This is a genomic window from Citrobacter freundii complex sp. CFNIH9 (genome assembly GCF_002903305.1).
GTDB lineage: Bacteria > Pseudomonadota > Gammaproteobacteria > Enterobacterales > Enterobacteriaceae > Citrobacter > Citrobacter portucalensis.
On record NZ_CP026238.1, the window covers coordinates 984824 to 1009225 of the forward strand.

23 protein-coding genes are annotated in these 24402 nt (G+C 53.1%); 18 read left to right on the top strand and 5 right to left on the bottom strand.

Annotated features, from left to right (window positions below):
- Window position 1 precedes the first annotated feature (1 nt).
- The 5 genes from pgaB (at window position 2) to C2U43_RS05070 (ending at window position 4454) form a co-directional block, all read left to right on the top strand.
- On the top strand, window positions 2-2023 hold the full coding sequence (gene pgaB, locus C2U43_RS05050) for a poly-beta-1,6-N-acetyl-D-glucosamine N-deacetylase PgaB (protein ID WP_048215612.1): 2022 nt from the start codon (window positions 2-4) through the stop codon (window positions 2021-2023).
- Window positions 2020-3354 (top strand): poly-beta-1,6-N-acetyl-D-glucosamine synthase, encoded by a 1335-nt coding sequence (pgaC, locus tag C2U43_RS05055; RefSeq protein ID WP_048236716.1) that lies wholly within the window; start codon window positions 2020-2022, stop codon window positions 3352-3354. The genes pgaB and pgaC overlap by 4 nt, the downstream gene beginning before the upstream one ends.
- Window positions 3351-3857 carry a poly-beta-1,6-N-acetyl-D-glucosamine biosynthesis protein PgaD gene (pgaD, locus tag C2U43_RS05060; RefSeq protein ID WP_003825542.1) on the top strand — a complete coding sequence of 169 codons (507 nt, stop codon included), beginning with the start codon at window positions 3351-3353 and terminating at the stop codon, window positions 3855-3857. Before pgaC ends, pgaD begins: the two co-directional genes overlap by 4 nt.
- A gap of 82 nt (window positions 3858-3939) precedes the next feature.
- Window positions 3940-4170: a 4Fe-4S mono-cluster protein YjdI gene (gene yjdI / locus C2U43_RS05065; protein ID WP_003825544.1), complete on the top strand. Its 231-nt coding sequence runs from the start codon at window positions 3940-3942 to the stop codon at window positions 4168-4170.
- Between the two features lie 11 nt (window positions 4171-4181).
- A complete protein-coding gene (locus C2U43_RS05070) occupies window positions 4182-4454 on the top strand; it encodes a GNAT family N-acetyltransferase (protein WP_016157396.1) in 273 nt (90 codons plus the stop codon).
- A gap of 42 nt (window positions 4455-4496) precedes the next feature.
- Here C2U43_RS05070 and C2U43_RS05075 read toward each other — a convergent pair whose 3' ends face one another.
- Window positions 4497-5426, bottom strand: a complete 930-nt coding sequence (locus tag C2U43_RS05075; RefSeq protein ID WP_003825551.1) for a LysR substrate-binding domain-containing protein — start codon at window positions 5424-5426, stop codon at window positions 4497-4499.
- Window positions 5427-5816: 390 nt separating this feature from the next.
- Here C2U43_RS05075 and C2U43_RS05080 point away from each other — a divergent pair, with 390 nt between their 5' ends.
- The 7 genes from C2U43_RS05080 to C2U43_RS05110 all read left to right on the top strand — a co-directional run bounded on the left by C2U43_RS05080 (window position 5817) and on the right by C2U43_RS05110 (window position 14320).
- Window positions 5817-6422 (top strand): ankyrin repeat domain-containing protein, encoded by a 606-nt coding sequence (locus C2U43_RS05080; protein ID WP_103284756.1) that lies wholly within the window; start codon window positions 5817-5819, stop codon window positions 6420-6422.
- A gap of 126 nt (window positions 6423-6548) precedes the next feature.
- Window positions 6549-7337 carry a DUF2877 domain-containing protein gene (locus tag C2U43_RS05085; RefSeq protein ID WP_008785730.1) on the top strand — a complete coding sequence of 263 codons (789 nt, stop codon included), beginning with the start codon at window positions 6549-6551 and terminating at the stop codon, window positions 7335-7337.
- Window positions 7315-8862: an acyl-CoA synthetase FdrA gene (gene fdrA, locus C2U43_RS05090; RefSeq protein WP_060683284.1), complete on the top strand. Its 1548-nt coding sequence runs from the start codon at window positions 7315-7317 to the stop codon at window positions 8860-8862. The genes C2U43_RS05085 and fdrA overlap by 23 nt, the downstream gene beginning before the upstream one ends.
- Window positions 8862-10280: a DUF1116 domain-containing protein gene (locus tag C2U43_RS05095; RefSeq protein ID WP_008785728.1), complete on the top strand. Its 1419-nt coding sequence runs from the start codon at window positions 8862-8864 to the stop codon at window positions 10278-10280. The genes fdrA and C2U43_RS05095 overlap by 1 nt, the downstream gene beginning before the upstream one ends.
- A gap of 117 nt (window positions 10281-10397) precedes the next feature.
- On the top strand, window positions 10398-11948 hold the full coding sequence (locus C2U43_RS05100) for a hypothetical protein (RefSeq protein WP_003825560.1): 1551 nt from the start codon (window positions 10398-10400) through the stop codon (window positions 11946-11948).
- Window positions 11949-11974: 26 nt separating this feature from the next.
- Entirely contained in the window at window positions 11975-12925 is a 951-nt protein-coding gene (locus C2U43_RS05105) for a carbamate kinase family protein (protein WP_103284757.1), read from the top strand.
- A 12-nt stretch (window positions 12926-12937) separates the two neighbouring features.
- Window positions 12938-14320 (top strand): amidohydrolase family protein, encoded by a 1383-nt coding sequence (locus tag C2U43_RS05110; RefSeq protein WP_103284758.1) that lies wholly within the window; start codon window positions 12938-12940, stop codon window positions 14318-14320.
- A gap of 45 nt (window positions 14321-14365) precedes the next feature.
- On the opposite strand, the gene C2U43_RS05115 is transcribed toward C2U43_RS05110, so the two are convergent.
- Window positions 14366-15256 (bottom strand): nickel/cobalt efflux protein RcnA, encoded by an 891-nt coding sequence (locus C2U43_RS05115; RefSeq protein ID WP_103284759.1) that lies wholly within the window; start codon window positions 15254-15256, stop codon window positions 14366-14368.
- 120 nt (window positions 15257-15376) lie between these two features.
- Here C2U43_RS05115 and rcnR point away from each other — a divergent pair, with 120 nt between their 5' ends.
- Window positions 15377-15649 carry a Ni(II)/Co(II)-binding transcriptional repressor RcnR gene (rcnR, locus tag C2U43_RS05120; protein WP_003825567.1) on the top strand — a complete coding sequence of 91 codons (273 nt, stop codon included), beginning with the start codon at window positions 15377-15379 and terminating at the stop codon, window positions 15647-15649.
- 52 nt (window positions 15650-15701) lie between these two features.
- On the opposite strand, the gene C2U43_RS05125 is transcribed toward rcnR, so the two are convergent.
- Entirely contained in the window at window positions 15702-16931 is a 1230-nt protein-coding gene (locus C2U43_RS05125; RefSeq protein ID WP_008785724.1) for an amino acid permease, read from the bottom strand.
- A gap of 142 nt (window positions 16932-17073) precedes the next feature.
- A complete protein-coding gene (locus tag C2U43_RS05130) occupies window positions 17074-17529 on the bottom strand; it encodes a multidrug/biocide efflux PACE transporter (RefSeq protein WP_008785723.1) in 456 nt (151 codons plus the stop codon).
- Between the two features lie 101 nt (window positions 17530-17630).
- Here C2U43_RS05130 and C2U43_RS05135 point away from each other — a divergent pair, with 101 nt between their 5' ends.
- From C2U43_RS05135 to araE, 5 genes are all read left to right on the top strand, one after another.
- Window positions 17631-18515: a LysR family transcriptional regulator gene (locus C2U43_RS05135; protein ID WP_008785722.1), complete on the top strand. Its 885-nt coding sequence runs from the start codon at window positions 17631-17633 to the stop codon at window positions 18513-18515.
- A 102-nt stretch (window positions 18516-18617) separates the two neighbouring features.
- A complete protein-coding gene (locus tag C2U43_RS05140; RefSeq protein WP_032944867.1) occupies window positions 18618-19796 on the top strand; it encodes an acetyl-CoA C-acetyltransferase in 1179 nt (392 codons plus the stop codon).
- Window positions 19797-20464: 668 nt separating this feature from the next.
- Window positions 20465-21301 carry a 5-dehydro-4-deoxy-D-glucuronate isomerase gene (gene kduI, locus C2U43_RS05145; RefSeq protein ID WP_008785720.1) on the top strand — a complete coding sequence of 279 codons (837 nt, stop codon included), beginning with the start codon at window positions 20465-20467 and terminating at the stop codon, window positions 21299-21301.
- A 57-nt stretch (window positions 21302-21358) separates the two neighbouring features.
- The gene (kduD, locus tag C2U43_RS05150) at window positions 21359-22120 is read left to right on the top strand and encodes a 2-dehydro-3-deoxy-D-gluconate 5-dehydrogenase KduD (RefSeq protein WP_003033923.1); all 762 of its coding nucleotides are present in this window, start codon (window positions 21359-21361) and stop codon (window positions 22118-22120) included.
- A 315-nt stretch (window positions 22121-22435) separates the two neighbouring features.
- Window positions 22436-23854 (top strand): arabinose-proton symporter AraE, encoded by a 1419-nt coding sequence (gene araE, locus C2U43_RS05155; RefSeq protein ID WP_003033926.1) that lies wholly within the window; start codon window positions 22436-22438, stop codon window positions 23852-23854.
- Window positions 23855-23960: 106 nt separating this feature from the next.
- On the opposite strand, the gene C2U43_RS05160 is transcribed toward araE, so the two are convergent.
- A complete protein-coding gene (locus C2U43_RS05160) occupies window positions 23961-24287 on the bottom strand; it encodes a cupin domain-containing protein (RefSeq protein WP_048225407.1) in 327 nt (108 codons plus the stop codon).
- Window positions 24288-24402 lie beyond the last annotated feature (115 nt).

The following is a 24402-nucleotide window of genomic DNA, read 5'->3' on the forward strand; positions in this document are numbered from 1 at the left end:
CATGCTGAAAAGATGCCTGTGGCTTAGCGCATTAATCGCTGGCTGGTTGATGATTACCGCGTGCAGCAGCGCGCACAATACAACGCCTCGCTATGTTCCTCCCGCAGAGAGAACGCCGCTGACGGCGGATCATCCGTGGCCGAAAAATAGCTTTCTGGTGCTCGGCTACCATGATGTGGAGGATGGTGCAGCCGACCAGCGCTACCTCTCTGTGCGTACCAGCGCGTTGAGCGACCAAATGGCTTGGCTGCGTGATAATGGCTATCAGCCGATCAGCGTGCAGCAAATTCTGGACGCCCATGACGGTAAAATTGTACTGCCGGAAAAAGCGGTATTACTCACCTTTGACGACGGATATAGCAGTTTTTATACCCGCGTCTGGCCATTGCTGAAAGCCTATAACTGGCCTGCGCTCTGGGCGCCTGTAGGCAGTTGGGTTGATGCGCCAGCCAACAAAAAAGTCGATTTTGGCGGCTTAATGACCGCGCGAGACAAATTCGCCACCTGGAAAATGGTCGAAGAAATGGGCAAGTCGCCGTTGGTAGAAGTCGGTGCGCACACCTGGAACTCGCACTTTGGCGCTGAGGCCAACCCGCAGGGGAGTAAAGAGCCCGCTGTGGCGAACCGCCTGTATGATAAGAAAACCGGCACTTACGAAACGGACGAACAGTACACGCGACGTATAAACACGGATATCTCTCTGATCACTAACAAGATCAAAGCGGTGACCGGCAAATCGCCGCGCGCGTGGGTATGGCCTTACGGCGCAGCCAACGGTACAACGTTAAACCTGGCCAAAGAGCATGGCTATAAGATGGCCTTTACGCTTAATGAAGGGTTGGCGAATGCCGCGTTTCTCGATGATATTCCGCGCGTGCTAATTTCTGATAACCCATCCCTTAAGCGCTTTGCCAGTCAGGTCGCTCAGGTCCGTGAACCACAGACGATGCGCGTGATGCATGTCGATCTGGATTACGTGTATGACAAAGACCCTGCTCAGCAGAAGCGAAATATCGATAAGCTGATCCAGCGCGTTTATGACATGCGTATTTCTCATGTCTTCCTGCAGGCGTACGCCGATCCGCAGGGCGACGGGAATATTCGCGAACTCTATTTCCCCAACCGCTGGCTGCCGATGCGTGCCGATCTGTTTAACTATATCTCCTGGCAGTTACAAACGCGGGCAGGGGTGACGGTGTATGCCTGGATGCCGGTTCTGGCTTTCGATCTCGACGCGTCCATTCCACGCGTAACCGCATGGGATCCGAAAACGGGACGCACTGCTATCAATCACGAGAACTATGTTCGTCTCTCGCCCTGGGACAGCGAAGCGCGCAAACGCATCACTGAAATCTATGAAGACCTGGCGAAGCACGCCAGCTTCAAAGGTATTTTGTTCCATGACGATGCTTTCCTGACGGATTTTGAAGATGCGTCACCGGAGGCGTTAGCCGCCTACCGTGCCGCAGGGCTTCCGGGCAGTATCGAGCAAATACGTAATAATCCTCAGGCGTTCGAGCGCTGGACTCGCCTGAAAAGTAAGATGCTGATTGACTTCACCAAACAACTGACCCGGACGGTGCGTAATATTCGCGGTCCACAGGTGCAAACTGCGCGCAATATTTACGCCATGCCGGTACTGGAGCCTGAAAGTGAAGCCTGGTTTGCACAAAACCTGAATGATTTCCTCAATACCTATGACTGGACGGCGCCGATGGCGATGCCATTCATGGAACAGATCCCGGCCAATGATGCCAACGCATGGCTTGACCGACTGGTGAATGCCGTTGCACAAACCCCTGGGGCGCTGGATAAAACCGTGTTTGAACTGCAGGCACGAGACTGGCGTAAATCCGGGGATCAGGCTGAAATCAGCGGAAAACAAATAGCCGAATGGATGCGCCAGCTGAAATTAAGCGGTGCAGGTAACTACGGCTATTACCCGGATGATTTCATCAGCGACAAACCTGAGATGTCAGAGATTCGCTCGACGTTCTCCTCATACTGGTATCCGCAAAAATGACCGATCGCATTATTGCTTTCCTGATACTTTGCCTGATGTTCAGCCTGCCGTTTGGTGTGGCTGTCATCTTTACAGGTGAAGTGATGTTGAACTTCGTCTTCTTCTGGCCTTTATTCATGTCTGGCTTATGGATAAGCGGCGGAGTCTATTTCTGGTTTTACCGTGAACGTCACTGGAAATGGGGAGATGACACTCCACCACCGACATTGCAGGGGAATCCACTGGTTTCCATTCTGATCCCCTGTTTTAACGAAGGGATCAATGCGCGTGAAACCATTGAGGCAGCACTGGCCCAGCGATATAAGAATATCGAAGTGATCGCCATCAACGATGGTTCGACGGATGACACTCACGACGTGCTGGAACAACTGGCAGTGGAATACCCCAGCCTGCGGGTGATTCATCTGGCTGAAAACCAGGGCAAAGCGCTGGCGCTCAAGACCGGTGCGGCCGCGGCGCGCAGCGATTATCTGGTGTGTATTGATGGCGATGCGTTACTGGAACGCGATGCCGTCGCTTATATGGTGGCTCCGCTGATCCAGTTCCCGCGCGTTGGTGCGGTGACGGGGAACCCGCGAATTCGAACCCGCTCTACGTTAATCGGTCGTGTGCAGGTCGGTGAGTTCACTTCCATTATCGGCTTGATTAAGCGTACTCAGCGAGTCTATGGGCAGATCTTTAGTGTCTCAGGTGTGGTTGCGGCGTTTCGTCGTCGCGCGCTGGCCGAGGTCGGTTACTGGAGCCCGGACATGATCACCGAAGATATCGATATCAGCTGGAAGCTGCAATTGCGCCACTGGTCGGTATTCTTTGAGCCGCGCGCACTGTGCTGGATCCTGATGCCTGAAACCTTAAGAGGGCTGTGGAAGCAGCGTTTGCGCTGGGCGCAGGGTGGTGCAGAGGTGTTTATCGTTAACATGCGTCGTCTGTGGTCGTGGGAGTTCCGCCGCATGTGGCCGCTGTTTCTTGAGTTCTGTTTTTCTACCGCCTGGGCATTTGCCTATGCGATCAGTATCGTGCTGTTCCTGTTAGGACTGATGATCCCGATGCCGGACTCGCTGTATGTACAGCATCTGTTCCCACCGGCCTTTACCGGGCTTATCCTCGGCGTGGTGTGCTTGCTGCAGTTTGCGGTGAGCCTGATGATTGAACGACGCTATGAAAAAAATATTGGCGCTTCATTGTTCTGGATTATCTGGTTCCCGGTGGTGTACTGGATGCTAAGCCTGTTCACCACGCTGGTGTCATTCCCGAAAGTGATGCTCAAACGCAAACGTGGCAGAGCGCGTTGGGTGAGTCCTGATCGCGGTATTGGGAGGATCGAATCATGAACCAGCCACTGATCTTCACGGAGCGGCGTTTGCTGCCGCGCATCATCGATGTGTTGTTGACGGCCATCGCATGGGTTGGATTTATCTATTTGATCTATAAAGGGCTGATCACAGCCCTGGCGCATTCACCGTATATGGGGGTGCGACCCTTTTTCACCACGCTGGATACGGTCACGTTTTATATCCTTGTCGCCCTGGTCAACGGCCTGGTGTTGATTGGCTGGGCGAAGTACAACCAGTTTCGTTTTCGGGTCGAACGCCGCAGTCGCAGACCCGGGCTTGAAGACCATGAGCTGGCAGAAAGTTTGCGTATTACCCGGGAGCTGGTTACGGAACTGAACAAGGCGAGGGTGCTGACGGTCCACCATCATGAGAATGGCGAAATCAGTCATATCGATGTGGACAGGGATATTGCCGATAACCGCCTCCCGCCGCCGACGCCTGCGATGTTGGAGTATTTGCCGCCAGAGCCGCAGCCGTCGATACAGAAAAAGCCTGAATGATATTTCTGCTTTCAGCCGCTTCCTTCAGCCTCGCATAGGTCTATGATTAGACCCAGACAATAAAAAAATGCGAGGCAATGTCGTGGATAAGGAACTACTGGATGCAGGTTACCGGGCCTATACTGGCGAGAAGATTGACGTCTACTTCAACACGGCGATGTGTCAGCATTCGGGCAATTGCGTGCGGGGAAGCGCGAAGCTGTTTAACCTGAAACGTAAACCGTGGATTATTCCGGATGAAGTGGACGTTGCCACGGTCATCAAGGTCATCGATACCTGTCCGAGCGGTGCTCTGAAATATCGCCAAAAATGAGTGAGGGAAGCATGGAAATTCTTGCAGGCCACAACAAATTTTATGTCAACGATGCCGAAGGCAATCAGGTTGCCGAGATTGTCTTTGTGCCGACGGGCGAGCATCTGAGTATCATTGAACATACCGATGTTGACCCCAGTCTGAAAGGTCAGGGCGTCGGCAAACTGCTGGTGGCGAAAGTGGTAGAGAAGATGCGCGCTGAAAACCGCAAAGTGATTCCGCTGTGCCCGTTTGCCAAACATGAATTTGATAAAACCCGCGAGTACGACGATATCCGCGCCTGATTATCTTATATGCACCGGAAGGTATAACAGCCATCCGGTGCATCACGCCCGATGCAGTAAATCCTGATAAATCCCCGTCAGTATCCCTTGTGGGCCAAACTCTTTTTTAATCCACTGAGTGACACGACCGGTTGCCGAATGCTGGGTTGCCAAAAGCATTCGTGAATCCTGACGTGGGTTGTGGATCTGCCGTGTCACCAGCAACGACTTTTCCATCGCCTCGCGCACCATATAGTCTGGCAGAAAACCGATGCCCTCCCCCAGGATCTGGCACTGGCACTTGGTATTAAAATCGGGAACCAGAATCGACTCTTGACCGTGTAACAGCCAACCGACTTTTTTGTTGATGGTGTGTGCGGTGTCTTCCACCATGATGTTCGGGTACAGGCGCAGTTGGCTCTCAGAGATGGGTTCAGGCATAAACGCCAGCGGATGATCCGGGGCAATCGCGAACGACCAACGGATCGCGCCGATCTCGGTGTAATCAATTCCGCCGCCGTCCAGTAATGTATCGGGCGCGCCAATCGCGATATTGGCCAAGTTATTGATGATCGAATCCCAGACGCCGTTATACACCTCTGTAGTGACGGTTATCTGGCAGGTTGGAAACTGTTTCTTGAGTACCTGCAGCAGCCTCGCCGTATGTTGAGGGGTATACAACAGCTGGTTAATGCAGATGCGCACCCGAGCCTCAATTCCCTGAGCGATGGTATCAATGCTGCGCTTGATGGCGTGGAAATCGTTGAGCAGGTCGGTCGCCTTGCGAAACAGATAGCGTCCGGACTCGGTCAGCTCAATGCTGCGAGTACTGCGGGTAAACAGCACCACGTCGAGACCCATTTCCATGCGCTTAATGGTGTAACTAATTGCCGATGTGGTTAAGCCAAGCTCCTCCGCTGCCTTGCTGAAACTGCTATAGCGGGCAGCCATCGTAAATGCCAGTAGGTTTTCCTCGGTAAATATTGAATTCATCTTTCTCCCCTCCGGCGACAATGCGCATCCGCAACACGATGATTGTTGAATGTATTTGTAATCCTTATACAGAGCAATCAGTTTTGAACAGAATTTAACACTAGTTTTACATTTGATTTGAAGGCAATCACACTTCTGTATTTTAATTGCAGGCCGCTATCCGTGCAGCATACCGCCTGATTTTCCGGACTACTGATTAGTGGCTAAAAGGGCCCCAGCCATAAGGGAAAGATTGCACTACAGCACGTTTTGTCCTCATTGTTAAAATTGATTCAATAATCGATGCACTAACGATGAATGAAATTTAAGCGGATGTTATTCTCTGCACTCTGTTGCTATTCTCAGGTTATCGGATATTTAAAAAGTCTAAAAAACTGCAGGAGAGCGATTATGTCAGAGAAAGAACTCATTACTGAATTTCTGCTGGCGGCAGAACAGGGCAATGCCGATGGATTAAAATCCTGTCTGGCAAAAAATGTGAATATTAACGCCACCAACCGCCAGGGGCGTACTGCCATTATTATTGCCAGCCTGAATAAACATTATGACTGTGTTTCTTTATTGATTGCTGCGGGTGCCGATATTAATAAACAAGATCAAACTTGTTTTAACCCCTTCCTGATTAGCTGCCTGACTAATGATTTAACGCTGTTGCGTACGGTATTACCGGCTGACCCCGACCTCAATTGCCTGAGCCGTTTTGGCGGCGTTGGTATTACACCTGCCAGCGAAAAAGGTCATGTCGAGATCGTGCGCGAACTACTGCTGCGTACCGATATCAATGTCAACCATACTAATTTTGTTGGCTGGACGCCGCTCCTGGAAGCCATCGTGCTAAATGACGGCGGTGCGAAGCAGCAGGAGATCGTTAAGCTGCTGCTCGACCATGGCGCAAACCCGCACATGACGGATAAATACGGTAAAACCCCGCTGGAACTGGCGCGAGAGAAAGGGTACCACGAAATTGCCGAGCTGCTGATTGCGGCCGGAGCCTGACACAGGAGCGCCATTATCGCTACGCCATCACGGCGATGCGTACGGGCGCTAACCGCAGACAGCGCGTTTCTCACTTTCCGGGGAACGGGACGGGTTGAACAGGTTTTTTCCCACGCGGTAAACCTGTTGATACCCGAACAGCAGCGGTTGCTGACGTTACTGAGTGAAGATTGTGATAACGCACCTAACAGCTGTCGGTTGGCGCTGACGCATTGTGAAGACCTGTTTCACCCCGGTGAGCGGGTCAATTTTAGCGGGTCGGGAATAGTTGTTGGCAATGATAAATGGATAGAAACCGCCGGTTGCCAGCTGTGGCGAATACCACGGTGGACATCTGATGCAGCAAGCCTTGCCGCAGTCGGCTGGCAGCACTGGGAAGAGGTTATCCGCCAACAGCTAAGAAGCGACGACACATTATTTCTGTACCGGGGTGACAATCCGTTTTATCAGGAAATCACCCGTCAATTACTCAACCGCCGACAAACATTACTGACGGCGTTGCGTACAGGAGAAAATATTACTACGGCGGTCAGCCATTTAATTGGTTTGGGGATAGGGCTGACGCCCTCATCGGATGATTATTTAGTAGGCTTAAGCACCATTTTATTTATTCCCGGACATCCGCTGAGGAAATATAGAGATGATTTTTTAGCGGCATTGCAACGTGCAGGAAATAATACAACGCTACTTAGCAAAATAACGCTAGAGGAAGCATTTAATCAGCGTTATCGGGAAAGCATCGGACGGCTGCTGAACCAATTTATTACTGAGCAACAACTCGTTTCTACGCAATATATTACTGACATTAAAAATATCGGTTCAAGTTCTGGCTGCGACATGCTGTATGGCATGGCGGATGCCTGCGCCCTGAGCCACAGGTCCGGAGGGAATTATGTCGATCAGGATAGTTGTTAAAAAGAACACGTATTTTGATTCTGTCTCACTGATGTCTATCTCCACGCGCGCAAATAAGCTCGATGGCGTTGAGCAGGCGTTTGTGGCTATGGCGACAGAGATGAATAAGGGCGTGCTGAAGAATCTCGGCCTGCTGACGCCTGAGCTGGAAGAGGCGAAAAGTGGCGATCTGATGATTGTCATTAAAGGCGCCAGCGAGGCGGCGAACGACCAAACGCTGGTGGCGATTGACGATCTGTTTACGCATAAAGAGCAGGGTGGCCAGCATGAAGCGCGCTATGCCACGCTTGCCAGCGCGAAGAAGCATGTTCCTGAGAGCAATCTGGCGGTGATCTCGGTCAATGGCCTGTTTGCCGCGCGTGAAGCGCGCCAGGCGCTGCAAAATAACCTCAATGTGATGCTGTTCTCTGACAACGTCTCTCTTGAGGACGAGCTGGCGCTTAAGCAGCTGGCGCATGAAAAAGGACTGTTGATGATGGGGCCAGATTGCGGAACCGCCATCATTAACGGCGCGGCGCTGTGTTTTGGCAACGCGGTGCGTCGCGGCAACATCGGAATTATTGGTGCCTCCGGTACCGGCAGCCAGGAGCTGAGCGTACGCATTCACGAATTTGGCGGCGGAATTTCCCAGTTGATTGGCACAGGTGGACGCGATCTTAGCGAAAAGATTGGTGGCCTGATGATGCTTGACGCGATTGGCATGCTGGAGGCCGATCCGCAAACTGAGATCATCGCACTTATCTCCAAACCGCCTGCGCCAGCGGTGGCGCGCAAGGTGCTGGAACGTGCGCGCGCCTGTCATAAGCCCGTGGTGGTGTGTTTCCTCGGACGTGAAGCCGCGCCTGCGGATGAAAAAGGCCTGCAGTTTGCCCGCGGTACTAAAGAGGCGGCGTTGAAAGCGGTACTGCTGACCGGCGTGAAAAAAGAGAGTCTGGATCTGCATCCGCTCAACTGGCCGCTGATTGAAGAGGTTCGCGCCCGTCTGACCCCGCAACAAAAGTACATCCGTGGCTTGTTCTGTGGCGGCACGTTGTGCGATGAGGCGATGTTTGCTGCCATGGAAAAACATGCCGAAGTTTACAGCAACATTCATCCGGATCCGGCATTCCGCCTGAAAGATCTCAACCGCAGCGTGGCGCATACCTTCCTCGATTTCGGTGATGACGATTTTACCAACGGCAAACCGCACCCGATGATCGATCCCACCAACCGCATTAGTCGTCTGTTACAGGAAGCGCGCGATCCTGAAGTTGGCGTGATCGTGATGGACTTCGTCCTTGGATTTGGATCGCATGAAGATCCGGTTGGCGTGATGCTCGATGCGATCGTTGAAGCCAAAGCGATCGCCGCCGCAGACGGTCGTCCGCTTGAGATCCTCGGCTATGTGCTGGGAACCGATCTTGATACGCCGTCGCTGGAAAAACAGTGTCAGATGCTGACCGACGCCGGGGTTATCTGGGCGAGCAGTAGCACCAACACCGGATTGCTGGCGCGTGAATTTATCTGTAAAGGGGAGGAAGCCTGATGAGCCAGACACTGTTTAACCAGCCGCTGAACGTGATTAACGTTGGTATCGCAATGTTCAGCGATGACCTGAAAAAGCAGAACGTACCGGTGACCCAGCTCGACTGGACGCCGCCGGGCCAGGGCAACATGCAGGTGGTAGCGGCACTGGACGACATTGCCGATTCACCGCTGGCAGACAAAATCGCGGCCGCTAACCAGCAGGCGCTGGAACGCATTATCCAGTCGCATCCGGTGCTGATTGGCTATGACCAGGCGATCAACGTCGTGCCGGGCATGACCCGTAACACCATCCTGCACGCCGGGCCGCCAATCCGCTGGGAAAAAATGTGCGGCGCAATGAAGGGGGCGGTAACCGGGGCGCTGGTCTTTGAAGGGCTGGCGAAAGATCTGGATGAAGCCGCCGAACTGGCCGCCTCGGGTGAAATCATCTTCTCTCCGTGCCACGAGCATGACTGTGTCGGCTCGATGGCGGGCGTGACATCGGCATCGATGTTTATGCACATCGTCGAGAACAAAACCTATGGCAACCGCGCATATACCAATATGAGCGAGCAGATGGCGAAGATCCTGCGCATGGGCGCGAACGATCAGAGCGTTATCGATCGTTTGAACTGGATGCGCGATGTGCTGGGACCGATGCTGCGCGACGCTATGAAACTGGCGGGCGAAATCGATCTGCGCCTGATGCTGGCGCAGGCATTGCACATGGGTGATGAGTGCCATAACCGCAACAACGCCGGGACGGCGCTGCTGATTCAGGCGCTGACGCCGTGGATTATTCAGACCGGCTATCCGGTTGAGCAGCAACGTGAGGTGTTCGAGTTCGTCCTCAGTAGTGATTACTTCTCCGGACCGACCTGGATGGCGATGTGTAAAGCCGCAATGGACGCTGCACACGGTATTGAATACAGCACCGTGGTGACGACGATGGCGCGCAATGGCGTTGAGTTCGGTCTGCGCATTAGTGGCTTACCGGGCCAGTGGTTTACCGGTCCGGCGCAGCAGGTGATTGGGCCGATGTTTGCGGGCTATAAGCCGGAAGATTCCGGACGTGATATCGGCGATAGCGCGATCACCGAAACCTACGGCATTGGCGGTTTCGCGATGGCGACGGCACCGGCCATCGTAGCGCTGGTGGGCGGTACGGTCGAAGAGGCCGTTGATTTCTCTCGCCAGATGCGAGAAATCACTCTCGGCGAAAACCCCAACGTCACCATTCCGCTGCTTGGTTTTATGGGCGTACCGACTGCTATTGATATTACGCGCGTAGGCAGCACCGGCATTCTGCCGGTGATCAACACCGCTATTGCGCACAAAGACGCGGGGATCGGCATGATCGGCGCCGGAATAGTTCACCCGCCGTTCGCCTGTTTTGAAAAGGCGATCCTCAACTGGCGCGACCGCTACTGCCAATAACAATAACCGGGGCTAACGCGGTTAGCCCCACAGTAGCGAAGCGAAAAACGTTGCTTACCTGCAGGGCCGGGCGATCTCCGCGATCGCAAATGATGCTTAACCTGTTAAGGATATTCCATGAACAGCATAAAACTAGAATGGAAACGTGGTGACTGGGCGGCTTACTTTGGGCTGATGACCAACAACCTGACTAACCTGCTGACAATGATGGGGCTGCTCATTTTTGTCGTCGGGATCCCTACCGAAATTGTCTACGGTCGTATTGCGCCTGCCTTTGGTCTGGCGGTGCTGGTGGCCAGCGTCTGCTACGCCTGGTTTGGCCTGCAGATGGCAAAGCACACCGGGCGTAACGACGTAACGGCGCTGCCGTCCGGACCGAGTGCACCGTCAATCTTCACCGTGACCTTCCTGGTGCTGATGCCGGTTTATCAGCAAACCAAAGATGCCAACTTCGCTATCCAGATAGCCCTGGTGTGGTGCTTTGTCGAAGCGTTGATCCTGGTCGGCGGCTCCTTCCTGGGCGAGACCATCCGCAAGATGATCCCGCGTACGGTACTGCTTTCTTGTCTGTCCGGCCTGGGGCTGTTGCTGCTGGCGATGAACCCGATGCTGCAGGCATTCGAAGCGCCGACGGTTTCTTTCATCGTCCTGTTGCTGATCTTCATTAACTGGTTCGGTAAGAAGCCGATTTTTGCCCGTATTCCTACCGGTTTGCTGCTGCTGATTGCCGGTACGGCCCTGGCGTGGATCTCCGGTTTACAAAGCCCGGAAGCCATTAAAGCGTCGATGTCTTCCTTTGGCTTCAACCCGCCGGAAATTCATGTCGACAGCTTCTTGCAAGGTTTGCCGCACGCACTGCCGTATCTGGCTTCTGCAGTTCCTCTGGGCCTGGCGAACTACATTTTTGACCTTGAGAACATTGAAAGTGCGCACGCGGCGGGGGATGAGTACAACACCCGTAAGGTCATGATGGCGAACGGCTTTGCCTCCATGCTCGGCTGCATGCTGGGTAACCCGTTCCCGGTGACCGTATATGTTGGGCATGCGGGCTGGAAAGCGATGGGCGCCAGTATCGGCTATACCCTCGCTTCAGGCATCACCATGTTCCTGGTGCCGCTGTTTGGGTTGGGCGCGTTTATGCTCGCCATTATTCCGATGACCGCGATAGTGCCGATTCTGGTGTTTATCGGCGTGGTGACCGCCAACCAGGTGGTGCGAGAAACGCCCAAAGTCGAGGTTCCCGTTATCTTCATCTGTCTGTTCCCGTGGATCGCCAACTGGGCATTGACCATCGTCAACAGCGTGATGGGTGCAGCCGGAACATCCGCGGGGAAACTGGGTAGTGACTTGCTGCACAGCAAAGGTGTCTATTACGACGGACTGGTGCATCTGGGAAGCGGCGCACCGCTGGCCAGCATGCTATGGGGCTGCGTCGCTATCTTCGCCATTATGAACAAGCCGCTACGCGGGGCGATTGCCGCAGCCTTTGGCGCACTGTTATCACTGTTTGGCGTGATCCACTCCCCGGCGGTTGGCTTTGCGGAAGGCAGCTCGATGATGTTTGTTGTGGCCTACCTGATGATGAGTGGCATGTTTGTCCTCAAGCATGTTCTTGATAGCCGTGAAGCGGTGACTGCGCCTGAGCAGGAACCGACGAAAACGACCTGAATTGCCTGCAAGCGGAAGATAACACTATGAAAGAACTTGTGGTCGTTGCCATTGGCGGCAACAGCATTATCAAAGATAACGCCAGCCAGTCGATTGAACACCAGGCTGAAGCGGTGAAAGCGGTAGCGGATACGGTGCTGGAGATGCTGGCATCGGACTACAACATTGTGCTGACGCACGGTAACGGGCCACAGGTAGGGCTGGATCTGCGGCGTGCGGAAATCGCGCACGAGCGTGAAGGGCTGCCGCTTACCCCGCTGGCAAACTGCGTTGCCGATACGCAGGGCGGTATCGGTTACCTGATCCAACAGGCGCTGAATAACCGTCTGGCGCGGCGCGGTGAGCAGAAGGCAGTTACGGTAGTAACGCAGGTGGAGGTCGACAAAAACGATCCGGGCTTCGCTAATCCGACCAAGCCCATTGGGGCGTTCTTTAGCGAAGCGCAGCGTGATGAACTGCAGCGGGTCAATCCGGGCTGGCGCTTTGTTGAGGATTCGGGGCGCGGCTACCGTCGGGTAGTCGCCTCTCCACAACCGAAGCGCATTGTCGAGGCGGAGGCGATCAAAACGCTGACCCAGCAAGGCTTTGTGGTTATTGGCGCGGGCGGCGGCGGGATCCCGGTGGTGCGTAGTGATCAAGGGGATTACCAGAGCGTGGACGCAGTGATTGATAAAGATCTCTCCACGGCGCTACTGGCGCAAGAGATCCGCGCCGACATTTTGGTGATCACCACCGGCGTCGAGCAGGTCTGTATTCATTTTGGCAAACCCAACCAGCAGGCGCTGGATACGGTGGATGTTGCAACGATGACCCGTTACATGCAGGAGGGTCATTTCCCACCTGGCAGCATGTTACCCAAGATCGTTGCCAGCCTGGCGTTTCTGGAGCGTGGCGGTAAACGAGTGATCATCACCACGCCGGAATGCCTGCCTGCCGCACTGCGCGGCGAAACGGGCACCCATATTGTCCATTCCTGAGAGGAGACGTGAATGAAGGAAAGTAACAGCCGCCGTGAATTTTTAAGCCAGAGCGGAAAAATGGTGACCGCTGCCGCGCTGTTTGGCGCGGTCGCTCCGGTCGCGTATGCTGCTAATCCTGTCGGGAACACCTGCGGGTCGAAGAGCACAATGACGATTAACGATAAACACTATTATCTGGATAACGTCCTGCTGGAAGCGGGCTTTGATTACGAAAATTCGGTGGTGGTACACACCCGTACTGCGCTGCAAACCGTTGAAATCAAAGACGGAAAAATCGTTGCGCTGCGCGAGAATAAGCAGCATCCGGATGCGACGCTGCCTCACTATGATGCGGGTGGAAAGCTGATGCTGCCCGCCATGCGCGACATGCACATCCATCTGGATAAAACCTTTTACGGCGGTCCCTGGCGTTCGCTGAACCGTCCGGCTGGCACCACTATTCAGGATATGATCCGCCTGGAACAAAAGTTGCTGCCTGAACTCCAGCCTTATACGCAGGAGCGCGCGGAAAAGCTGATCGATCTGCTGCAATCAAAAGGCACTTCGATCGCCCGCAGCCACTGCAACATAGAACCGGTTTCCGGGCTGAAAAATCTCGAAAACCTGCAGGCGGTACTGGCGCGTCGTCAGCCGGGTTTTGCCTGTGAAATCGTGGCATTTCCGCAGCATGGCCTGCTGTTATCAAAATCTGAACCGCTGATGCGTGAAGCGATGCAGGCGGGAGCGCATTACGTCGGCGGTCTGGACCCAACCAGCGTCGATGGGGCGATGGAAAAATCCCTCGACACCATGTTCCAGATTGCGCTGGATTACGATAAAGGAGTAGATATCCATCTGCATGAAACCAGCCCGGCGGGTGTGGCGGCGGTGAATTACATGGTGGAAACGGTGGAGAAAACGCCGCAGCTAAAGGGCAAACTGACCATCAGCCACGCGTTTGCGCTGGCAACGCTGAACGAGCAGCAGGTTGACGCGCTGGCGACCCGTATGGCGGCGCAGCAGATTACCATTGCCTCGACGGTGCCGATCGGTACCTTGCACATGCCGCTCAAGCAGCTGCGCGATAAAGGCGTGGAAGTGATTACCGGCACCGACAGCGTGATTGACCACTGGTCGCCGTACGGGCTGGGAGACATGCTGGAGAAGGCGAATCTGTACGCCCAGCTCTATATTCGCCCCAACGAACTGAACCTGTCGCGGGCGTTGTTCCTCGCCACCGGCGATGTGTTGCCGCTTAACGATAAAGGCGAGCGCGTCTGGCCGAAAGCGCAGGATGAAGCCAGCTTTGTGCTGGTGGATGCCTCCTGTTCGGCGGAAGCGGTCGCGCGAATTTCCCCACGCACCGCGACCTTCCATAAAGGGCAACTGGTGTGGGGGAATGTCGCAAGCTAGCCTGGTTTTACGCGCAGCGGCAAGCGCTGCTGCGCTCTCTTAGTGTTAACCGACGATCCCCATATAGCCGTGAATCCCCATATATAAGCCGACCATCGCAATGAGCACACTGGAAAAATAGGGTGCTTTGCGGGCCATCGTGTTAAATCCGCTCCAGCGTTTGGCCGCCTGCTGCACGCTGATTGCCGCTCCCACGCCCACCGTTACCAGCGTCAGCGCCAGTCCGAGGCTGAAGCACAGCACCATAGTCGCGCCCAGTGTGAAGGCTTTGAGCTGGATGCAAATCAGCAGCACCGTAATGGCGGCAGGGCAGGGGATTAACCCGCCGGTCAAACCAAATAGTAATATTTGGCCGTTGGTGACCTCTTTGCCCGCAAAGCGGCGCTGAATATCGGTGGCATGCGCCCGTTCGTGGGCATCCTGATACTCTTTCGAGCCTTCGGTGAGTCCTGCCAGTGCGGCATGGTCGTGATCATGCTCGTGTTCGTGATGATGATGGTGATGATCGTCATCGTGGTCATGATGATGGTCGTCATGATCATGGTGGTGGTGATGCTCGTGATTGTGGTCGTGATGCGTCTGGGCCAGCCAGTTCTGCTCTCCCTGCCAGGTTCGCCAGAACATCCAGAATGCGGTCCCGAGAATAATAATCGCCGAGACAAACTGCAGCCAGGGCTCAACGGCCTGGGCAGTAAACGCTTTGCTGATATACATCCCGCCGAGCGCAATCAGCCATACCACGGCGGTATGCGACAGCGTTGCTGCCAGCCCCAGCATCATCGCCTGTTTGATGGTCCCCTTAATGGCAATAATAAAGGCCGCCATCATCGTCTTGGAATGCCCCGGCTCCAGGCCGTGTAACACACCCAATAGAATCGCGCTGGGAATGAAAAACCAGGCGTTACCTTGCTGAAGAAGCGTAGAAAACTCACCCATGAGAATGATTCTTAGTTGTTTAATTTCGCCTGATTCTACTCCCCCCCAGTATCAAATACTACCCCCCAGTAGAATGTCGATGGTATTGTCCCTACAGCCAGACGTTAAAAAGGTAAAGTTATGTCACATACGATCCGCGACAAACAAAAGCTGAAAGCCCGAACCAGCAAGATTCAGGGGCAGGTAGCGGCGTTGAAAACCATGCTGGATGAACCGCATGAATGCGCGGCAGTATTGCAGCAAATAGCGGCGATCCGCGGGGCAGTAAACGGATTAATGCGTGAAGTGATTAAAGGTCATCTGACCGAGCACATTGTGCATCAGGGCGATGAAATTAAGCGCGAAGAGGATTTGGATGTGGTCCTGAAAGTGCTGGATTCGTACATCAAATAAGTCAGTTTAACGGCTCATCCGCTTACTGGAATGAGCCGCTAAACAACACGTTCTAGCCAAAAAACATCACAGATACGCACAGCAGACCGACAATCAGGGTGATCAGGTTACCCACTGAACGGTACGGCTTCAGCGCCGGGATCAGATAGGTAGACAATGTCGGCATGATAAACAGAATCATGGCAATCAGCGGGCCGCTTATCGCGTAAATCATTGAAATAGCATTAGGATTAATGCAGCAGATGATAAACGTGATAGCCGAGACAAGCATGATGGACAGAGCGCGGTTAAAGGCCCGGCTTTTCTTCACACCCACCTGATGCAACGACGTTTTTACTACCTCCGTTGCCCCTTCAATCACGCCAAAGTAGGTGCCGAGGAACGATTTTGACATCGCGACAACGGCAACGATGATCCCGGAAATCGACAGCCATGCCGGTGCGTTTGGCATCATCGACAGCGCGGAAAGAATCGTCACGCCTTCATTTTTCGCGTCTTCGATATAGTTTGTCGGAATCGAAAGCAAGCAGCTGAAGACGAAAAACAGTACGCTCAGGCAGATGATGACGTAGGCTACCTTCATGATTTTTTTGCATTTACCCATGGCCTGCTCGCCGTATTTCTCTCGTCTGTCGATGGCGAACGTAGAGATAATTGGCGTATGGCTAAAAGCGAAAACCATCACGGGAATAGATATCCAAACCTGATGAAGCGTGTGCTGATCGAAAGACATCTGGCCGGTGAGTAGCGTTGGCTGCCAGCTTCCGGTCAGGTAGAGCGAAAGGAACAAAAAGTACGCGATGAGCGGGAACACCAAAAAGCCCATGACCCGAATAGTGGCTTGCCGGCCCATCAGAAAAATCAGGTTCAGCACCAGCACCACGCCAAGGCTGACCAACATGCGGATCCGCAGATCGATAGTGATATGTTTTGCCAGCTGTTCAGTGAGTGAATTGGTTATCGCTACGGCGTAGATCAGCACCACCACAAAGAAGGCAATAAAATAGAGGGTGGTGATCAGGCTGCCAATCTTCTTGCCGTAGTAGTGGGTAACCGCGCCAGTGATCCCTTCACCAGCCGACGTTTTTGAGGACAGGATAAACTGACACAGCGCCTTGTGCGGCCAGTAGGTTAAAGGCCAGGCGACGAGTGCGGTGATAAACAATACCACCGCGCCTGCAGAACCCAGCTGTATGGGTAGGAATAGGGTTCCTGCGCCGACGGCAGTCCCATATAGTGCGAAGCTCCAGAGAGTCTCTTCTTTTGACCAAAATTTCGACATTATTTGAACGTATCAACTATAAAATAAACAAAAAGAAGCGCAATTTACCACAAATGGCAGGGGCTGGGGGAGGTGTGAACAAGCGGGCGAGTGAATGGGACAATAGCCGGAACCGAGAAGATTCCGACTATTATTTTAATTATCAGGCAGTAACGCGCTGCTGGCGGCGCTTCATAACGCGCTCGCGTAACGTGTCATAAGCCCAGTTATAGAACATGGTGTACGGCAGGAAGAACAGGAAGAAACCTATTTCCAGCGTGAATGCCTGAACCAGGCTGACGTTCAGCACATACGCCACGATGCTCACCCCGATCACAATAAAACCGCTCTCGAAGCCTAAGGCGTGAAATGCTCGCACTTTCGCCGTACGTTTTACCAGGTGTGACGGCCACAAACGGTCAAACAGGGCGTTATAAATGATATTCCAGATCATCGCTGTGGTGGCGAGAAGAATGGTCAGTCCGCCCATTTCCAGCACCGAGCGCTGCATCAACCATGCGGTGGTTGGTGCGAGGATCGCGGTGGCAATGCCTTCAAAGCAGACGGCATGAAAAATACGCTCCACTAACGAGCGGCGTTGGACAGTATCGTGTTGCATAACCTAAAACCTTCTTTGATGCCCGGATAACGGAATGGTGGCAATTTTATCGTTTTATGTGATATCTAAAAGATAGTATCCATCGATAAAGTAGATAGTTCATGCGTTATTCTCCTGAAGCATTAACGGCATTTGTGGAGACCGTTTCCTGCGGTTCATTTTCTGCGGCGGCCCGGCGGCTGCGTAAAAGCCAGTCCACTATCAGTACGGCCATTGCGCATCTGGAAGCCGATCTTGGTTTTGCGCTGTTTGACCGCTCATCCCGCCAGCCAACGCTGACCGAGGAAGGTAAGCGGGTGTTGGGCTATGTGCAGGCTATTCTGACGGCCAGCGAACGTCTCGATGAGGCGGCGATCTCGCTGTCGGGTGAAACTGAGGCGCGTCTGACCTTTGTGCTGTCTGACACGCTGCATCCGGATGTGCTGGAAGAGTTGATGGTGCAGTTTGATCGCAAGTTTCCCCATACCGAGTTTGAATGCCTGATTGGTGAAGATGAAGACGTGATCGATCTGCTGCAAAAAGGACGTGCTCAGGTGGGGTTGATCGAGGCGCGGGAAGATTACCCGACCGACATGGGCGTTACGCGTCTGCCGATGCAAACCTGGATGGGATTATACGTTGCAGCGTCGCATCCGCTCGCGGCTCAAGAAAAACTGCAGTGGGAGCAGCTACACACCTGGCGCGAGCTGCGTTTGAATACCTATCTGGAAAGCGGCACCAACGTGGCGCGCGGCCCCGTCTGGTCTGCTCCTAACTATCTGTTATTGCTAAGTATGGCTGTTCAGGGATTCGGCTGGTGCGCGCTCCCTTGTGCGCTGGTGGAGGAGTTTGCGGCAGAAAAACCACTGGTGCAATTAAAGATGCCTGGCTGGCCAAAGGCTATCTCTATCGATCTGTTGTGGAATAAGAAATCACCGCCTGGTGTGGCAGGAAGCTGGTTGCGTGACCATTTACAGCAGAGTGGCGTTCAAATGACCAATAAGTGATACGAATTTCCTTTGTGATAAAAATCACCGTTTTTAAACAACCTTGATAACTATTTTTAACAATCGTCTACTATTGCGGTGTTATTTTGCGCTGAGGTAGTGATGAAAGAGGTTGTGATCGTCGGGGCATTAAGGACACCGATTGGCTGCTTCCAGGGGACGCTGGCGCGCCACTCTGCCGTTGAGTTAGGCAGCATGGTGGTCAAGGCGTTACTGGAACGCACGGGCGTGGACGTTCACGCTGTGGATGAAGTGATCCTCGGACAGGTGCTTACCGCAGGTGCCGGGCAGAACCCTGCGCGTCAGTCTGCCATCAATGGTGGGCTACCCAATACCGTTTCCGCCATCACCATTAACGATGTCTGTGGCTCGGGTCTGAAAGCGCTGCATCTGGCGACTCAGGCTATCCAGTGTGGCGAAGCCGACATTGTGATTGCGGGCGGGCAAGAGAATATGAGCCGTGCACCGCATGTCCTTACCGATAGCCGCACTGGCGCACAGCTGGGGAACAGCCAACTGGTCGACAGCCTGGTACATGACGGTCTGTGGGATGCCTTCAACGATTATCACATGGGAGTTACCGCGGAAAACCTGGCGCGAGAATACGGAATCAGCCGCGAATTGCAGGATGCCTACGCGCTGCACTCGCAGCACAAAGCGCGGATGGCAATTGATGCCGGACGCTTTAAAGATGAAATAGTGCCGGTGGTAACACAGCGTAATGGGCAATCGTTCGTGGTGGACACCGACGAACAACCGCGTACCGATGCCAGCGCCGAGGGGCTGGCGCGTCTGGATCCTACCTTTGACAGACTCGGTTCGGTAACGGCGGGTAACGCGTCATCCATCAACGACGGTGCCGCTGCGGTGATGATGATGAGCGAGGCCAAGGCGCAGGAACTTAACTTACCTGTGTTGGCCCGTATTCGCGCCTTTGCCAGCGTCGGAGTCGACCCTGCGCTCATGGGGATTGCGCCAGTGTATGCAACGCGCCGCTGCCTTGAGCGCGTGGGCTGGCAACTGGCTGATGTTGATCTTATCGAAGCTAATGAAGCCTTCGCCGCGCAGGCATTATCCGTTGGGAAAATGCTGGAGTGGGATGAACGGCGGGTGAATGTGAACGGCGGGGCCATTGCGCTCGGCCATCCGATTGGCGCTTCTGGCTGTCGTATTCTGGTTTCGCTGGTACATGAAATGGTGAAACGTCGGGCGCACAAGGGCCTGGCAACGCTGTGTATTGGTGGTGGTCAGGGGGTGGCGCTCGCTATCGAACGAGACTAATCCCCGTCATACTTCAAGCTGCATGTGCGTTGGCTTTACTCGCTCACCCCAGTCACGTACTTATGTACGCTCCGGGGAATTCGCTGCGTCGCCGCGTGATTCGGCCTTACGGCCTCACCCCTTCGGGGCCAGCGCAAGCGCTGTTCAAAACGGCCGGGAAGTTTTGTCCTGCAACTCGAATTTTTTAGGGTATATATTTTTCTTCTCGAACAGTTTTCTGCCGTGTTATCTCTTCCTCTATAAAAAAGCCCTCCAGCAGGAGGGCAAGGCCAGTTACAGAAACATACACTCTAAACCCTGCCAACATATCAAAACGTTGTTTCATTTCATGTGATTGATAGCGCACTTTGTTAGAAAAGGTGTGTGAATGACGTATGAGCCTGGCTGTATTTTCAATATCTTATCCCTGCCACTAATGATCTACTTTTTTGTGTTTTTATCTATCTAATTGTTTTAAATGATTTTATTGAAACAAATTTTGCGATTTATATGCGCTAGCGTGATCGCACTTACACTTTTGATAATAAGATGCAGAAAAAGTGAAACATCGTTTTAGTTATAATTGAAAACACATTCAGGGAGGGATATCATGAGCGCATAAGATAAAACGGAACAGCGTTTTGCTATTCGTTTAAGCATTCACGGTCAATTTATCACTGGAGGTAAATGTGGACGTAAGACAAAGTATCCATAGTGCGCATGCGAAAACCCTGGACACTCAGGGGCTGCGTAATGAGTTTTTGGTCGAAGAAGTGTTTGTCGCAGATGAATACACCATGGTCTACAGCCACATCGACCGCATCATTGTTGGCGGCATTATGCCAGTGGCCAAAACCGTCTCTGTGGGTGGCGAAGTCGGCAAACAGCTGGGCGTAACCTATTTCCTCGAACGTCGTGAGCTGGGTGTGATCAATATCGGCGGCCCGGGCACGATTACCGTTGACGGCCAGTGCTATGAAATTGGTCATCGCGACGCGCTGTACGTCGGAAAAGGGGCAAAAGAAGTGGTATTCGCCAGTATTGATACGGCGAAACCGGCGAAGTTTTACTACAACTGCGCGCCGGCACACACGACTTACCCAACTAAGAAAGTCACGCCTGCAGACGTTGCGCCAGTGACGTTGGGCGATAACCTCACCAGTAACCGTCGTACCATCAACAAATACTTTGTGCCGGATGTTCTGGAAACCTGCCAGTTGAGCATGGGTCTGACTGAACTGGCACCGGGTAACCTGTGGAACACCATGCCGTGTCATACCCATGAACGTCGTATGGAAGTCTATTTCTACTTCAATATGGAAGAAGATACCTGCGTCTTCCACATGATGGGTCAGCCTCAGGAAACGCGTCATATTGTGATGCACAACGAGCAGGCGGTGATTTCTCCAAGCTGGTCTATTCACTCCGGTGTCGGCACAAAAGCTTATACGTTCATTTGGGGCATGGTCGGCGAAAACCAGGTCTTTGATGATATGGACCATGTTGCAGTAAAAGATCTGCGCTAGTTGCGGGCGACAGCCGTGCCTGCTGCGGCGGGCATTATAAAAAATTAAGGATTTACAATGATTTTGAATGCATTCTCTCTTGAAGGTAAAGTCGCCGTTGTGACCGGTTGTGACACAGGTTTGGGTCAGGGTATGGCGCTGGGCCTGGCTGAAGCGGGCTGCGATATCGTCGGTATCAATATTGTTGAACCGACAGAAACCATCGAACGCGTGACCGCACTGGGCCGCCGTTTTTTAAGCCTGACCGCCGATCTGCGTCAAATCGATGGTATTCCGGCGCTGCTGGAGCGCGCAGTGGCAGAATTCGGCCATATCGATATTCTGGTCAACAACGCGGGTCTTATCCGTCGTGACGATGCGATCGATTTCAGCGAAAAAGACTGGGATGACGTGATGAACCTGAACATTAAGAGCGTGTTCTTTATGTCTCAGGCCGCGGCGAAGCATTTTATCGCTCAGGGTAACGGCGGCAAAATTATCAACATCGCCTCTATGCTTTCCTTCCAGGGCGGGATCCGCGTGCCGTCTTACACCGCGTCTAAAAGCGGCGTAATGGGTGTTACCCGTCTGATGGCGAACGAGTGGGCAAAACATAACATCAACGTCAACGCGATTGCACCGGGTTACATGGCGACGAATAACACTCAACAGCTGCGTGCTGATGAGCAACGTAGCGCAGAGATCCTCGATCGTATCCCGGCGGGTCGTTGGGGTCTGCCGAGCGATCTGATGGGGCCTGTCGTGTTCCTGGCGTCCAGCGCATCTGACTATATCAACGGCTATACCGTTGCAGTAGATGGCGGCTGGCTGGCACGTTAATTCGCTTTCCTGAACCGTCAAACCCTGCCCTCTGGCAGGGTTTTTTTATATTCGGATCATTAAAATCCATATTGTGGTTATAAATTATTCCATATTAAATTTCATACGTATAAATTTATTGTTTTTAATATTCTTTAATATCAATGAATTAAATTTATTTGAGTGATTGTCGGTAAATTTTAAAATTGGAATATCCATCACATAACCATGTGGTGTAGCTATTTAATCCATGTTTTTGCCGTTTCCCGCCTGACGCTTCCTGCAAGGGATCCCTTACTTTCAATGGCATGGTTACTCTGTATCTGGCAGGAAAAAATGGTCTCAATAAATAATGATGCTGCTTTAGCGCCGCGCCCAGTGCGCGATACGCGACGTATGAATATGTTTGTTTCTATCTCTGCGGCTGTCGCAGGGTTGTTATTCGGCCTGGATATTGGCGTGATTGCTGGCGCGTTGCCTTTTATCACCGATCACTTTGTGTTGACCAGCCGCCTGCAGGAGTGGGTGGTAAGTAGCATGATGCTGGGTGCGGCAATTGGTGCGCTGTTTAACGGTTGGTTGTCATTCCGCCTGGGGCGCAAATACAGCCTGATGGCGGGCGCGATCCTTTTCGTCGTCGGATCTCTGGGCTCGGCGTTTGCCTCCAGCGTAGAAATGCTCATTTTTGCTCGCGTGGTGCTGGGCGTAGCGGTGGGGATCGCGTCTTACACCGCACCGCTCTATCTCTCTGAAATGGCCAGTGAAAATGTGCGTGGCAAGATGATCAGTATGTATCAGCTGATGGTGACGCTGGGCATCGTTTTGGCCTTTTTGTCCGATACCGCGTTCAGCTACAGCGGTAACTGGCGCGCTATGCTTGGCGTGCTGGCGCTTCCGGCTGTATTGCTGATTATTCTGGTTGTTTTCTTGCCCAACAGCCCGCGCTGGCTGGCGGAGAAAGGTCGCCACATCGAAGCTGAAGAAGTACTGCGCATGTTGCGCGATACGTCAGAAAAAGCCCGCGATGAGCTGAACGAAATCCGTGAAAGCCTGAAGCTGAAGCAGGGTGGTTGGGCGCTGTTTAAAATTAACCGTAACGTGCGTCGCGCGGTTTTCCTCGGAATGTTACTGCAGGCGATGCAGCAGTTCACTGGGATGAACATCATCATGTACTACGCGCCGCGCATTTTTAAAATGGCAGGTTTTACTACCACAGAGCAGCAGATGATTGCCACGCTGGTAGTTGGCTTAACGTTTATGTTCGCCACCTTTATTGCCGTCTTCACGGTCGACAAAGCAGGACGTAAACCGGCGCTGAAAATTGGTTTCAGCGTAATGGCTATCGGGACGCTGGTGCTTGGTTATTGCCTGATGCAGTTTGATAACGGCACGGCTTCCAGTGGGCTATCCTGGCTGTCAGTTGGCATGACGATGATGTGTATTGCAGGCTATGCGATGAGCGCCGCACCGGTGGTGTGGATCCTGTGTTCGGAAATTCAGCCACTGAAATGCCGTGATTTTGGTATTACCTGCTCCACCACCACCAACTGGGTGTCGAACATGATCATTGGCGCAACGTTCCTGACGCTGCTCGACAGCATTGGCGCCGCCGGTACGTTCTGGCTCTATACTGCGCTGAACGTCGTGTTTATTGGCATCACGTTCTGGCTGATTCCAGAAACCAAAAACGTCACGCTGGAGCATATCGAACGTAAGCTGATGGCAGGCGAGAAGTTAAGAGATATTGGGGTGTAAGTCAGACAAGCATGCCGGATAGCGGTTCAGCCTTATCCGGCCTGCGAGTGGAGTCTCTTATAGGCCGGGAAAGCGTCAACGCGACCCGGTTTTTTTATTTAGCGCCTTACCCGTGCAGAAAATCTTCGCGAATTGGGGTAAAGGTATCCAGCAGCGTTCCCGGTTTTAAGCAGACGCAGCCATGCATAATGTTGGGCTGTTTATACAGGGTATCGCCCGCCCTAACGATATGCTTTTCTTCGCCGATGGTAAATTCAAACTCACCGGACAACACGTAAGTCAGCTGCTCGTGCGGATGATTGTGCATCGGGCCGATTGCGCCTTGCTCGAAGTTCACCTCAACCGCCATCATGTTACCGTCGTGAGCAAGAATACGCCGGGTAACGCCATTGCCCAGATCGTCAAGCGTGGTCTCTTTATGAAAAATAAACATCCGGCCTTCCTGTAATTAATTAAAACAATGTTTCATTAAAGCTATATCAGAAAATTAAAAAAAGAAATGCACGCCAACAGATGTGGAAAGTTGATCACATCTTTGGTTCACTGGA

Coding starts and splice junctions, on each gene's coding strand:
- pgaB (WP_048215612.1), top strand. CDS start 2: ATGCTGAAAAGATGCCTGTGGCTTAGCGCATTAATCGCTGGCTGGTTG.
- pgaC (WP_048236716.1), top strand. CDS start 2,020: ATGACCGATCGCATTATTGCTTTCCTGATACTTTGCCTGATGTTCAGC.
- pgaD (WP_003825542.1), top strand. CDS start 3,351: ATGAACCAGCCACTGATCTTCACGGAGCGGCGTTTGCTGCCGCGCATC.
- C2U43_RS05070 (WP_016157396.1), top strand. CDS start 4,182: ATGGAAATTCTTGCAGGCCACAACAAATTTTATGTCAACGATGCCGAA.
- C2U43_RS05075 (WP_003825551.1), bottom strand. CDS start 5,426: ATGAATTCAATATTTACCGAGGAAAACCTACTGGCATTTACGATGGCT.
- C2U43_RS05080 (WP_103284756.1), top strand. CDS start 5,817: ATGTCAGAGAAAGAACTCATTACTGAATTTCTGCTGGCGGCAGAACAG.
- fdrA (WP_060683284.1), top strand. CDS start 7,315: ATGTCGATCAGGATAGTTGTTAAAAAGAACACGTATTTTGATTCTGTC.
- C2U43_RS05095 (WP_008785728.1), top strand. CDS start 8,862: ATGAGCCAGACACTGTTTAACCAGCCGCTGAACGTGATTAACGTTGGT.
- C2U43_RS05100 (WP_003825560.1), top strand. CDS start 10,398: ATGAACAGCATAAAACTAGAATGGAAACGTGGTGACTGGGCGGCTTAC.
- C2U43_RS05105 (WP_103284757.1), top strand. CDS start 11,975: ATGAAAGAACTTGTGGTCGTTGCCATTGGCGGCAACAGCATTATCAAA.
- C2U43_RS05110 (WP_103284758.1), top strand. CDS start 12,938: ATGAAGGAAAGTAACAGCCGCCGTGAATTTTTAAGCCAGAGCGGAAAA.
- C2U43_RS05115 (WP_103284759.1), bottom strand. CDS start 15,256: ATGGGTGAGTTTTCTACGCTTCTTCAGCAAGGTAACGCCTGGTTTTTC.
- rcnR (WP_003825567.1), top strand. CDS start 15,377: ATGTCACATACGATCCGCGACAAACAAAAGCTGAAAGCCCGAACCAGC.
- C2U43_RS05125 (WP_008785724.1), bottom strand. CDS start 16,931: ATGTCGAAATTTTGGTCAAAAGAAGAGACTCTCTGGAGCTTCGCACTA.
- C2U43_RS05130 (WP_008785723.1), bottom strand. CDS start 17,529: ATGCAACACGATACTGTCCAACGCCGCTCGTTAGTGGAGCGTATTTTT.
- C2U43_RS05135 (WP_008785722.1), top strand. CDS start 17,631: ATGCGTTATTCTCCTGAAGCATTAACGGCATTTGTGGAGACCGTTTCC.
- C2U43_RS05140 (WP_032944867.1), top strand. CDS start 18,618: ATGAAAGAGGTTGTGATCGTCGGGGCATTAAGGACACCGATTGGCTGC.
- kduD (WP_003033923.1), top strand. CDS start 21,359: ATGATTTTGAATGCATTCTCTCTTGAAGGTAAAGTCGCCGTTGTGACC.
- araE (WP_003033926.1), top strand. CDS start 22,436: ATGGTCTCAATAAATAATGATGCTGCTTTAGCGCCGCGCCCAGTGCGC.
- C2U43_RS05160 (WP_048225407.1), bottom strand. CDS start 24,287: ATGTTTATTTTTCATAAAGAGACCACGCTTGACGATCTGGGCAATGGC.